We start from the raw sequence: 12,288 nt of genomic DNA, 5'->3' as shown, positions 1-12,288 counted from the left end.
GCAAAGGCATCGCTTTTGCCCCCGCTGTCGCGGCGGCGGCTCCTCTCCGCCAGCGCTGCGCTGGCCCTTGTGGCAGGCAGCGGGGTTGTGCGTGCTGCCGATAAAAAACCGCTCCCGCCGCGCCGCGTGACCGGCGCGCTCGATCGCACAGACAGTCCCTTCCTGATCGGAACCGACCGGGGAGCCATTACCAGCCTGCGTTATCGTACGGATGATTTCGACACCGATTATATTGCCTCGGGGCAAGGACTGGGTGAGATCGAACTGGGCTGGCGTGCAGGGGAGGGCGAATGGGAAGGTTTTGCCAGCGCCCTTAGCGACCCATGCGAAAGCCAGCTTGCGCCGGACAGACATATCCGGAGCTATCGTCTTGCGGCGCATGGCATGCCTGCGCTGGAAGTGGAAATTGCGCTCTCGCTCCATGGCGAGGCGCTGCATTGGGATATGCGTTTCACCAGTCTGGCGGACAGTCCGGTGACAATCGGCGATCTGGCGCTGCCATTGCCGATGCACACCGATTTTCACGCCGGGCAACCCGCCCATGCCGCGGTGATGAAGCATAGTTTCATCTCCGGCCATGGCTCGCATATCTTCTGGATGCGCTCCAATTCGGCCGGTCCCTATCTGACGATGCTGCCGACTGGGAATACTGCGCTCGAATTCTGGGACCATTACGATGGCAGCGGGCAGGACCGGCCGTATCGCGCCTATATCCACTCGCAGCTCGCCGGGGCGGATGCGCAGGCGCATGGCTGCAACTGGCGCCTGCCGCATAGCGCGCTGGTGCTGCAGCCGGGCGAAACACGCTCATATGGGTTCCGCTTTGGCTGGTGCACCGATTATGAAGCGGTGCGACAGGCCTTTGCCGATCATGGCCTGATCGATGTCGAAATCGCGCCCGGTATGACATTGCCGAGCGATATGACCGCGCTGATCGCGCTGCGCAGCAGCGAGAGGGTACTGGCCGTTCAGGCGGAATATCCGGGAGAAACTGTGATCGAACCGGTGTCCGAAGCGGGGGGCACGCAGATTTACCGCCTCCGTTTCCGCCGTCTGGGTGAGAACCGTCTGGCGCTCGAACAGGCGGGCGGCCGCCGGACATGGCTGGAATTCTTCGTGACCGAACCGGTCGAGACGCTGATTGCCAAACGCGGCGCCTTTATCGCGCGGCATCAGCATCGCGATCCGTCGAAATGGTATAATGGGCTGCTGGCCGAATATAATATGGAAAACGGCGCGCTGCTGGGGCCGGACAATTATGACCGGATCGAAGGCTGGCGCATCTATGAAGTCACCTGCGACGATCCGGGCCTCAGCAAACCGGCTTTTCTGGCCGCCAAGAATGCCGATTATCCGGTGGCCGAAGAAGTGGCAGCGCTCGATTCCTATATCCACCATTTCGTATGGGGCGGGTTGCAACGCAGCACGGAGGAAAGCTGGTCCTACGGGATTTACGGTATTCCCGACTGGAAGCAGAATCGCGAAAGTACGGATCAAGGCCCCAAGGGCCGGATGCATATCTGGCGGCCTTACGATTATCCGCATCTCTTCCTGATGTATTACAGCATGTATCGTGTGGCGCGCGACCACCCGCAGATCGCCACAAGACTGCCTGCGCAAGACTATCTCGAACGTGCCGGACAGACAGCGGTTGCCATGTTCGAAATTCCCGAGGGTGTGATCGGATGGAGCGCCTATGGCACGGGCTTTTATAATGAGCTGGTGATCCCCGAGATTGTCGAAGCTTTGCAGACCGAAGGCAAGGAAACGCTTGCCGGCCGATTGCGCGGCCATTGGGAAAAGAAGGTTCGCTTCTTCATCAATGACAATCCCGATCTGTTCGGATCCGAATATCCTTTCGATTCGACCGGTTTTGAATCGACGCAGGCGCTCGCACGCTATGCGCTGGACCATGCGGGTGAAGCGCTGGGTGTGCGCCATGCAGATGCGCAGCGCTTCGCCGACAGGCAGATCGCGGCCAATCTCTTCTGCCGGGGCTGGCTGGAACCTGCCTATTACACGCTCGGCAGCGATTACCGGGCGCAGGGGTCGGATGCCTATTTGCTGAGCTATATGGCGCAAATGGGAGGCTGGGCGGTGCTCGATCACGCATTGCATGACAGTGCCCGGCCGCATGCCCTGTTGCGCCTCGGTGCAGCATCGAGCCTGTCTTCATGGGCGCTCCTCAATAGCGGGACACCGCAAAGCGATTATGGTTACTGGTATCCGGGTGAGGCCAATGATGGCGGCGCGGGCGGTGGTTTCGAACCGGCCCCTTATGGCAAAACCTGGCTGGAACAGCCGCATCATCGCGGTAGCTGGTATTATGCCTGCGAAATCGATCTCGGTTTTTGCGGGGCCTTGCGGGCTGCCACCTGTCTGCTGAGCGACGATCCGGTGTTTGGACGGATCGCCATGGCGGGCGATTTATCGCCTGGGCAAGGGCGCAATCGTGTGATTCCGCGCGACGGGGTCAGGCGACGTTTCCATGCCCGGCTCACCGGCGGCACGCTCGACCTGCATATGCAAACAGACCGTTTCGCACGCGACATGCCTATCGCGGTGAGCGACGATTGTGCCGAAGTTTCTCTTACACTGGAAAGCGACAATCCGGCACCGCATGAGGCAGTGCTGCATATTGGCGGCGAGGGGCACTGGCAGGTGGACAATAACGCCGCGCGGATCGAGCGAAGTTCCTTCGGCAGCGTACTCTATCTGCCCCTGTCGGGCGATACGGGGCACTTCACGCTGCGCCGTCTGGCATAAAACTATGTTCGCTACTGCTCCCCGGCGAGATAGTGCACCGGGGGCAGGGCGATTTTTCCATCAGGCCGGGAAAGGCTGATCGATCGAAAACTGCGGCTGCGTGAACCATTGCGCGCCGGTTTCGGTGACGTGGAAATGGTCTTCCAGACGAACCCCAAAGGCATTGGGCACTACCAGCATGGGTTCGTTGGAAAAGCACATGCCCGGTTGCAATGGCGTTGTGTCACCGCGCACCAGATAGGCAGGTTCGTGGATGGACAGGCCGATCCCGTGGCCGGTGCGGTGAGGGAGGCCGGGCAGCTTGTAATCGGGGCCGAGCCCGGCTGCGTCGATCACTTTATGCGCTGCCGTGTCCACATCTTCGCACAGGGCGCCGGGTTTCACCGCATCGAATGCCGCCGCCTGCGCGGCCTTTTCCACATCCCAGATATCGCGGATCTCCTGACTTACATCGCCAAAGGCATAGGTGCGGGTAATATCGGAATGATACCCTTCGATTCGGCAACCTGTATCGATCAGCACCAGTTCGCCTTCTTTGAGTTCGGGGTCGCCCGGCAGGCCATGCGGGAAAGCGGTCGCCTGGCCAAATTGCGCGATGCAGAAGCTGTAACCGGCAGGTGCACCCATCTTGCGATGCGCGGCATCGATGAAGCGTTTGATTTCGCTGGCTTTGATGCCAGGGTGCAGAATGCGCGCAGTGCGGCGATGCACTTCCAGCGTCATATTCTTCGCCTGCTGTAGCAAAGCCAGCTCAGAGGGTGATTTGATCTGGCGGCAACCGTCGATGGCAGGGGCTCCGTCGACCAGACTAAGACCCGCCGCGCGCAGTTTTTCACCCCATTGGAAAGGGAAGACCGGATCGACCGCCAGTGTTTTGCCGGCGCCCAGTACCGAAGCGATAAGAGCCTGCGGGCTTTCATGCTCTTCCCACAGAGCGAATTCCGTCTCCACCGCCATATCGGCTTTCAGCGAACCGAGTTCGAAAGTGGGGCACACCATCACCGGATCGCCTTTGACCGGCAGCAGCAAAGCCACAAGCCGCTCGGTTGGCATCCATGGGACACCGGTGAAATAGCGCATCGAATCGCCGACATTGACGAGCAGCGCATCGGCACCCGCAGCTTCGGTCAGCGCGCGGGCACGCTTCATCCGCGCATGATATTCGGCCTGCGTGATAGGCGCGGCGCGGTCCTGCCAGGGGGTGATGGCTGCAAGTTCCGTATCAAAATCGGATCCGCCGATCATGCTCATCGCTCAATTCCTTTCCCGCCGAAGCGGTCAATATCGAAGGCGGTCATATCCACCTTCGGTTGCGTTCCGTCAGCCAGATTAACGACGAGATCCGCCGTAATGGCTGCCAATGTCAATCCGAGATGCTGATGCCCGAATGCGTAAAGCAGATTGCGGGCCCGGCGTGAGCGCCCGATGGCCGGAAGATAATCCGGCAGAGTCGGGCGGCATCCCATCCATCGCCGATAAGGGGGAGAAACCGTCAGGCCAAGCTCTGCGACATGGCTTTCCAGCCTTTCCCATTTGCGCGGGTCGGCCGGTGCATCGCTTGCGGAAAACTCGACGAAGCTGGCCGCCTGTACGCTGTCCTTATAGCGCGTGACGATCATGTTGCGATCCTCGAACACGATCGGGGGCATGTCGGCGGGCCATCGCTCGGCCTGTGCGCGTATATGATAGCCGCGCTCGGCAATGATCGGGACGGTATGGCCGAGCGCTTCGAGCAGAGCTTTTGATCCGAGGCCGGCGCTTACCAGCACCTGATCGGCGCTTACCCCGTTCACCAGCACATTGCCATGCGCCAGCGACAGTTCGGCCGCTTCATGCCGGACAGTCCCGCCCAGCGCGGTCAGCCGGTGAAGCAGCGTTTCACGTAACATATCGAGATCGGCAATCTGCGCCGTGCCGCTGAACCGGATACCATCCGCGATTCCCGAGGGGCTGATTGTCTGAAGTTGTGTACACTCTTCTGAGGTGATCGGCGCGATGGTGCAGGGGCCAATATCGCTCCTGGCCCAATGGGCTCTGCCGGCGGTGGCGCTCCGTCCGCTCTCCCAGGTGACATAATGGCCCTGTTCACGTAGCAGGCCGGGTTCGCGCAACCGGGCCGCCAGGCGCTGCCAGGCAGGCAGAGCCTGCGTCGCCAGAGCGTGCAGCGCCGTGCTTCCCGCGCGATAAGAGGCAGGGCGGGAAGCGGCCAGAAAGCGCAGGGCGAAGGGGCCCCATGCCGCGAACTGCCCCGGCGGCATGGCAAGCGGACCGCCCAGACAGAAAAGCCGCCGTGCAAAGGTCAGCAGCGAATCCGGTGAGGCGAGCGGTGTCACCTGTTCGGTGGCGATATGGCCCGCATTGCCCCACGATGCAGGGCCGGTTTGTGCGCCTTTTTGGTGACTCTCTGCGTCCCACAGGCATATATCATGCCCGGCCTCGGCCAGCGCCACCGCACTGCACAATCCGACCACGCCACCGCCAACGACAAAAACTTTCATCATTTTGACCCCTTGTGTTGCGCAATGCAGTATAGTATACGGTATATGTAATCAAGTTTAGAAGGCATACATATGATCGACTGGAAGGGTGTTTTCCCCGCCGCCACTACGCAGGTCCGCGAAGATCTGTCCATCGACGTCGCTGCCACGCAGAAGATGGTAGACAACCTCATCAAGGATGGCGTGAACGGGATCATCGCCCTCGGAACCGTGGGTGAGAATAATTCGCTGCTTTTCGAAGAAAAAGTGGAATTGCTGACCGCTATCGTAGAAGTCGCCGATGGCCGGGTTCCGATCGTAACCGGTGTTTCCGAATATGATGAGCGTCGTGGTATTCGCTATGCGCAGGCTGCGGAAAAGGCCGGGGCCGATGGCCTGATGCTGCTTCCCCCGATGGTCTATGTGCCCAAGGCGCATGAGCTGGCCCGCCATTTCCGTGCAGTGGCTACCTCGATGGACCTGCCGGTCATGCTGTATAACAATCCGCCAGCTTACCGGACGGTGATCGATGCTGAAGTGCTCGGTCTCATCCGGGATGTGAAAAACATTGTGGCGGTCAAGGAATCGGCCCCCGATACGCGCCGTTTCACCGATTTCTACAATGAATTCGATGACCGCTTCACACTGTTCGCCGGTCTCGACGATGTGGCACTGGAAGGTCTTTACCTCGGTGCGCAGGGCTGGGTCTCAGGCCTCACCAACGCATTTCCGGAAGAATCCGTGGAGCTGGTTGCTGCATTCGAGCGCGGCGATCATGCCCGGGCGATGGAAATCTACCGCTGGTTTATGCCGCTCCTCCACCTCGATGCCGAACACGATCTGGTCCAGTCGATCAAGCTGGCCGAACAGATCATGGGCCGCGGCTCCGAACGCGTTCTGCCTCCGCGTCTCCCGCTCGAAGGCGAACGCCGCAAGCAGATCATTGCCATGGTCGAGAAGGCGGCTGAAACCCGCCCGGTCGGCGCAGCAACCGTAGCGGCCTGAGGCGATACGTCGATGCGTCACACCTTCTTCTGCATCGACGGCCATACCGCGGGAAACCCGGTGCGCCTCGTTGCAGGCGGGGCGCCCTTGCTCAAAGGCGCTACCATGTCGGAACGGCGGCAGGATTTCCTGTCGCGGTTCGACTGGATCCGCACCGGCCTGTGTTTCGAGCCGCGCGGACATGACATGATGTCGGGCGGATTTCTCTATCCGCCCTGCAAGCCGGGCAATGATGTCGGCATCCTCTTTATCGAGACATCCGGCTGCCTGCCGATGTGCGGACACGGCACCATCGGCATAATCACATTCGGTCTTGAACATGGCCTTATCGAGCCCGCCGAGCCGGGTCGCATCCGTGCCGAAGTACCTGCCGGTGAAATCGATATCGCTTATACGATGGAGAATGGCCGGGTTACTTCGGTACGGATAAAAAATGTTCCGGCCTATGTGGCTGCAAAGGGCATCGAAATCGATGTGGAGGGCCTCGGCCCGCTCACTATCGACGTGTCCTATGGCGGAAACTATTATGCCATTGTTGAGCCACAGGGCGCCTATACCGGGCTCGATGATCTTACCGCATCGCAGATTCTTACGCTCAGCCCGCTGGTGCGTGAAGCGGTGCGTGCCAAATTCACACCGGTTCATCCGCTAGACCCGACCATTCAGGGCCTGAGCCACGTTTTATGGGCCGACAAACCGAAAGGCGAGGGTGCCGATGCCCGCAATGCGGTGTTCTATGGTGACAAGGCCATCGACCGCAGCCCTTGCGGCACAGGCACTTCGGCGCGGATGGCGCATCTGGCCGATAAGGGCCTGCTGGGGGTTGGCGACAGCTTTGTGCATGAAAGCTATATTCTCAGCCGCTTCACCGGCCGGGTCGAGGAAAAAACCATGCTGGGCGATGTTCCGGCGATTATTCCTTCTATTGAAGGCACCGCGTATAATACCGGTTTGAACACAGTGTGGATTGATAGTGACGATCCTTTCTGGAAGGGGTTTCAGGTTATATGACCGGGATCCCGTCCAGAGCCGTTCGCGCTGTTGCCGGGGCCCGCCCAAATGGAGCTGCCCCTATGAGCATCGTCGTTCGCACATTGTCCGAACAGGTTCTGGAAGTTGTTCGCGACCGGATTATCACGGGTCAATTCCCGACCGGTAAAGTTATTCGTCAGGATGCGCTGGCCACCGAACTGGGGGTCAGCAAGATACCCTTGCGCGAAGCGCTGGCCCGCCTTGAGCAGGAAGGTCTGCTCAAGAGTCAGGCCAATCGTGGCTATTTCGTGCAACCCATGTCGATTGAAACGGCAGAGGAAATCTTCGAACTGCGTCTCAGCATCGAGCCGGGAGCGGCAGGCCATGCCGCACTCGTCGCCGGAGACAAAGAACGCAAAGCCGCTATCGCCGCCTTCGAGGCGCTGGATGAAGCGATGGCGGATAAGACGGGCAGCAATGTCGCTGTCTGCAACCGGGCCTTTCACACCGCTCTGGTAACCGCGGCGGACCGGGAAATCACCAAGCAACTGATCGAACGTCTGGCCATTCAGGCCGAACGCTATGTCGTCGCCCATCTCCAGCCTTCGGGGCGCGGAGGCCGGGCCGATGAGGAACACCGTCAGATGCTCGACGCCTGGCTGGCGCGCGATGACGCTAAAACGTCGGAACTGCTGGCCAGTCATATTCAAGGCACGCTGGATGACCTGCGTGCGGAACTCGCTTTAATACCCGTCGGATAAGGCCGACGGAGAAATGAGGGCTTTTTGTTCGGACCACGTAAATCCATCGAAATGCACGGCAGCCATGGCGCCGGACATAGCCTCGCCAAGACACTGAGCTGGCCCCATCTGATCGCTCTGGGGGTCGGTGCGATCGTCGGTACAGGTATTTATACATTGACCGGGGTCGGGGCAGAAAGGGCCGGGCCTGCCGTTATCATTGCTTTCGGCATTGCCGGTGCGGTTTGTGCCTGCGCAGCGCTCGCTTATGCTGAAATGGCCACCATGATCCCGGCCGCGGGGAGCGCCTATACATTCAGCTATACCGCCATGGGTGAAACCATCGCCTGGGTTGTTGGCTGGAGCCTGGTGCTCGAATATTCGCTGGCCTGTTCGACAGTGGCCGTAGGCTGGTCGGGCTATCTCGTCGGATGGATCGAATCCGCCGGCATCCATTTACCCCATGCCTTGCTGGCCGGGCCGCATGCGGGCGGTGTCATCAATCTGCCTGCCGTGATCGTTGCGCTGGGCGTGATGGGGATGCTGATCGCCGGCACGCGCGAAAGCGCTACGCTGAATATTATTCTCGTCATCATCAAACTGGTGGCTTTGACGGTCTTCGTCGCCATCGCTCTGCCTGCTTTCAACAGCGGCAATATGGAACCTTTCGCCCCTTACGGTTTCGTCAGTACCGAAATCATGGGGGAAAAGCGCGGTGTCATGGCTGCTGCCGCAATCGTCTTTTTCGCCTTTTACGGTTTCGATGCTGTGGCGACCTCGGCTGAGGAAGCGAAGGACCCGGGGCGTGATCTCACCATCGGTATTGTCGGATCGATGCTGGTCTGCACGCTGATTTATATGCTGGTTGCGGTCGCCGCCGTCGGCGCAGTGTCCTATCTTGAACTGGGCAATTCACCCGAACCGCTGGCGCTGGTGCTGCGTTCGCTCAATCAGCCTTTCGCCGCGCATCTTGTCGCATTGGCTGCTGTTATTGCGCTGCCTTCGGTGATCCTTGTGATGATGTATGGTCAGAGCCGGATCTTCTTCGTGATGGCGCGTGACGGGTTGTTGCCGCGCGGTCTTGCCCGGATCAGCCCGCGAACCGGTGCGCCTACGCTGATTACGGCGGTGACAGGGCTTTCGGTGGCGCTGGTCGCCGGGTTCTTCCGGCTCGATGAAATCGCCGAGCTGGCCAATGCCGGTACATTGATCGCCTTTGTTTCGGTCGGCGCCTGCCTGATGATCATGCGCCGCCGTGCCCCTGACATGAAGCGCCTGTTCCGTTGCCCCGCACCCTATCTTGTGGGCAGCGGTGCGATTCTGGGCTGCCTCTATCTCTTCTTCAGCCTGCCTAACGATACGATCACCCGCTTCCTGATGTGGAATGCGGCCGGGCTGGTGCTCTATTTCCTCTATGGCCGTCGCCATTCTCTTGCGCGACAGGTGACGGCAGCGGAGAGTGCGGCGGCCGAATAAGGCTGCCGCACAGCCGGCTTTTTCTTTTCACCCATTTCCGTTTCAAGGAGACGACGACGTGCGCCCCCTGACTATGGCCCTGTGTGCCTCTCTCTTCGCATTTTCCACCGCACCCGCTTACGCGGATGAGGCAGATTTCGAAGGGATCTGGCTGTTCGACGATGCCCCGTCTTATCCCGGTGTGACCATGATGGAAGTCACCGAAAAGAAAGGGGAGATGGAAGGGACCGTTACCAGTGAATGGTACGGGCCGATGGAAATGCAGGATATTGCGGTGGAGGGCGATCGGATGTCTTTTACCATGCGCAATCTCAACGATAAGGAGCACCCCACGCGCATCTGGCATGCTGAGCGCACGCCGCAGGGTGTCCATCTGACCGGGACGGTCTGGCATACCGAGCATGAAGAAGACGGTTATCGTGGCACCAAAGCCCAGGCCGAAAAGCGCCGCTTCAAACTGACGACGTTGCCGCAGGCAAAGCCGCTGCCCTTCGATGGCCGCTCCATGACGCCACCCATGGGCTGGAGCAGCTGGAACAAATTCGCCGAAGATATCGACGATGCCACCGTGCGGGCCATGGCCGATGCGCTGGTCGAAACCGGATTGCGCGATGCCGGCTATATCTATGTCAATATTGACGATGGCTGGCAGGGTGAGCGCGCGGCGGATGGTTCAATCCAGCCCAATGATAAATTCCCCGATATGAAAGCGCTGGCCGATTATGTGCATGCGCGGGGTCTGAAGCTGGGGTTGTACAGCTCTCAGGGTCCTAAAACATGTGCGGGCTATGAAGGCTCTTACGGCCATGTCGAGCAGGATGCGGAGACCTTTGCCGAATGGGGTATCGACTATCTCAAATATGATTTGTGCTCGGGCGAATGGTTCTATGACACGCGCGACACTGTGCTGCGGTCCTATTATGAAATGGGTAAGGCGATCCGTGAAACAGGCCGCCCGATGCTCTATTCGATCTGCGAATATGGCCGTTTCGATGTCGGCAACTGGGGCCGGCAGGTGGGTGGTCATCTGTGGCGCACTACCGGCGATATCGTCGATGAATGGCCGGTGATGGAAGATATCGGTTTTAACCGTAATCCCAAGAAACCGGAATATAGCGGGCCGGGTGGCTGGAACGATCCCGACATGCTCGAAATCGGCAATGGCGGGATGAGCCATGAAGAATATCAGACGCATATGACCCTGTGGGCGATGTCTGCTGCACCTCTGATCCTTGGTCACGATCTGCGGGAAACCTCCGATGATGCACTGGCGCTGCTGACCAATCGCGAAGTGATCGCCATCGATCAGGACGCGCGCGGTGAACAGGGCGTGCCGCTACGCAAGGACAGTCAGCAGGAAGTGTGGACCAAGCCACTGTCCGATGGCAGCACTGCCGTGGCGTTATTCAATCGCGGCACCGCTGCCGCCCGGATGGCTGTGCGACCGGAAGATATAGAGGCCGAAACGATTCAGGGTGCCCGCAATCTCTGGACGCATAGCGATCTGACCGGGAAGGATCTGTCCTTTACCGTGCCGGCGCATGGTTCGGTGATGCTCCGCGTCTGGTAGGATACGCGAACTTCTCCGACGTAGGCCGCCAATGTCGGGTCGAAATACCGCAGTTCCTGGAGGTGGATGCCGTCGCGGTGAACAGTGCGAGGCTTCGCCACCATCACGAGGAGCAGGTTTAACTCGCTCAGCGTTTCTGGCATGTGCGAGAACCAGCCTTCGGCTCGCCAGGCATCAAAGGGAGTTCGGTGTTGAGCGTCCGAAATAGACGCTCGATCTTTGGCCTGCTGCCGGTTGTGGACACGGAGATAAGGTGTCCATCAAACAGGGCTGCGCAAATGGGTGAAGACATTTTCAGGATCGCCGCGAGAAGCGTTTCCCGGTCATAGCCAGATGAAGCCAAAGCAGCAGGAGATCCAGCGCCTGCGGCGCGAGGTGGCCAAGCTCAAGGCGGAGCGTGACATTCTAAGAAACGGTCGCGGGTTTGACCCGCCTGTGCGCGGTAGAAACGGGCCGTGCTATGTGCTCCCCGGGAGGATCGCGGCCGTTCGTTTATTGGTGGCATGATACCCCGTTAAAAAAGGCGATTGTATCTTTTGCAAACATGGATGCCGCTGATATGAAAGCGGTATGGATATCAGCCCCGTTTTCGGCATTGGCTTAAGCCTCGTGTCCGGATTTGCGAGATATCGATTCCCGACGATCCACCCGCGCTTTGCGGAGTTGGGTATCGGCGTGGGGATTTTGCTGATGATTGCTTCAGTGTGGCCAACTTCCACAAGGCAAGAACACTCGCCGCAGAGCGCAGAAGTTTCAGTCCCGGCAAAGGCACCAGAGTTGACTGTCACTGGCATCCCTCTTGCCCGCTTTGAGGGGTACTATGAAAGTATGACCGATGCTCAAGCTTCCAAGTTGGTGGAGCCGTTCATAGGGGCCCCAGCATCTGTGACAGGGATTGTTCGCGATATTTTGGACAGCGGGGATCACGTCACGCTTGTTCCGGAACGGGATCGCCTTGCGCCATCCTATTTTCTCTACTTTGAAAAGGCAGCGGTCGCGCAAGCGTTGCGTCTAGAAAAAGAAGAAAAGTTTGTCGCTGATTGCCAGTTGGCAGAAGCGAACGATGCCTACGTCAAGTTTGAGAATTGTCGATTGGTTTCCCCTTAGCGACCTTTTTCAACTGCTCATCCCAGTGCTTCTCGTCCTCGTCGCATTCTAGGGTCTGTGGGGATTCACAAATCAGTATCGCTGTGATTCATGCTTTGGATGGATCGCTTTGTACTGACAGACGCCCAATGGGCGAAGATAGAACCGCACTGCCTTGGTAAGCCGACGGACCCTG

At 59.3% G+C, this 12,288-nt stretch carries 10 protein-coding genes and 1 pseudogene; 8 read left to right on the top strand and 3 right to left on the bottom strand.

Going from position 1 to position 12,288, the window contains the following annotated elements:
- Positions 1 to 15: 15 nt before the first annotated feature.
- Entirely contained in the window at positions 16 to 2,766 is a 2,751-nt protein-coding gene (locus tag D6851_RS14030; RefSeq protein WP_147395488.1) for a DUF5695 domain-containing protein, read from the top strand.
- 60 nt (positions 2,767 to 2,826) lie between these two features.
- On the opposite strand, the gene D6851_RS14025 is transcribed toward D6851_RS14030, so the two are convergent.
- Both D6851_RS14025 and D6851_RS14020 read right to left on the bottom strand, forming a co-directional pair.
- The gene (locus D6851_RS14025; RefSeq protein ID WP_120325536.1) at positions 2,827 to 4,017 is read right to left on the bottom strand and encodes a M24 family metallopeptidase; all 1,191 of its coding nucleotides are present in this window, start codon (positions 4,015 to 4,017) and stop codon (positions 2,827 to 2,829) included.
- Complete coding sequence (locus D6851_RS14020) at positions 4,014 to 5,267, bottom strand: NAD(P)/FAD-dependent oxidoreductase (RefSeq protein ID WP_120325535.1); 1,254 nt, start codon at positions 5,265 to 5,267, stop codon at positions 4,014 to 4,016. Before D6851_RS14020 ends, D6851_RS14025 begins: the two co-directional genes overlap by 4 nt.
- A gap of 69 nt (positions 5,268 to 5,336) precedes the next feature.
- Here D6851_RS14020 and D6851_RS14015 point away from each other — a divergent pair, with 69 nt between their 5' ends.
- The 5 genes from D6851_RS14015 (at position 5,337) to D6851_RS13995 (ending at position 11,006) form a co-directional block, all read left to right on the top strand.
- On the top strand, positions 5,337 to 6,248 hold the full coding sequence (locus tag D6851_RS14015) for a dihydrodipicolinate synthase family protein (protein ID WP_120325534.1): 912 nt from the start codon (positions 5,337 to 5,339) through the stop codon (positions 6,246 to 6,248).
- Positions 6,249 to 6,260: 12 nt separating this feature from the next.
- The gene (locus tag D6851_RS14010) at positions 6,261 to 7,259 is read left to right on the top strand and encodes a 4-hydroxyproline epimerase (RefSeq protein ID WP_120325533.1); all 999 of its coding nucleotides are present in this window, start codon (positions 6,261 to 6,263) and stop codon (positions 7,257 to 7,259) included.
- Between the two features lie 62 nt (positions 7,260 to 7,321).
- Positions 7,322 to 7,981: a GntR family transcriptional regulator gene (locus D6851_RS14005; protein WP_120325532.1), complete on the top strand. Its 660-nt coding sequence runs from the start codon at positions 7,322 to 7,324 to the stop codon at positions 7,979 to 7,981.
- A 51-nt stretch (positions 7,982 to 8,032) separates the two neighbouring features.
- The gene (locus D6851_RS14000; protein WP_120325595.1) at positions 8,033 to 9,436 is read left to right on the top strand and encodes an amino acid permease; all 1,404 of its coding nucleotides are present in this window, start codon (positions 8,033 to 8,035) and stop codon (positions 9,434 to 9,436) included.
- Positions 9,437 to 9,494: 58 nt separating this feature from the next.
- A complete protein-coding gene (locus D6851_RS13995) occupies positions 9,495 to 11,006 on the top strand; it encodes a glycoside hydrolase family 27 protein (protein ID WP_238474114.1) in 1,512 nt (503 codons plus the stop codon).
- On the opposite strand, the gene D6851_RS18290 is transcribed toward D6851_RS13995, so the two are convergent.
- Positions 10,907 to 11,149: a Mu transposase C-terminal domain-containing protein gene (locus D6851_RS18290; RefSeq protein ID WP_338014753.1), complete on the bottom strand. Its 243-nt coding sequence runs from the start codon at positions 11,147 to 11,149 to the stop codon at positions 10,907 to 10,909. The genes D6851_RS13995 and D6851_RS18290 overlap by 100 nt on opposite strands.
- A 112-nt stretch (positions 11,150 to 11,261) precedes the next feature.
- Here D6851_RS18290 and D6851_RS18080 point away from each other — a divergent pair.
- Both D6851_RS18080 and D6851_RS13980 read left to right on the top strand, forming a co-directional pair.
- Positions 11,262 to 11,426, top strand: a pseudogene (locus D6851_RS18080) (transposase); the annotation flags it as partial.
- A 150-nt stretch (positions 11,427 to 11,576) separates the two neighbouring features.
- Positions 11,577 to 12,113: a hypothetical protein gene (locus D6851_RS13980; protein ID WP_120325529.1), complete on the top strand. Its 537-nt coding sequence runs from the start codon at positions 11,577 to 11,579 to the stop codon at positions 12,111 to 12,113.
- Positions 12,114 to 12,288: the final 175 nt, after the last annotated feature.

Origin of the sequence: Altericroceibacterium spongiae (assembly GCF_003610805.1) — a bacterium.
In the GTDB taxonomy this organism is placed as follows: Bacteria; Pseudomonadota; Alphaproteobacteria; order Sphingomonadales; family Sphingomonadaceae; genus Altericroceibacterium; species Altericroceibacterium spongiae.
This window is presented reverse-complemented; position numbering and strand designations above follow the sequence as displayed.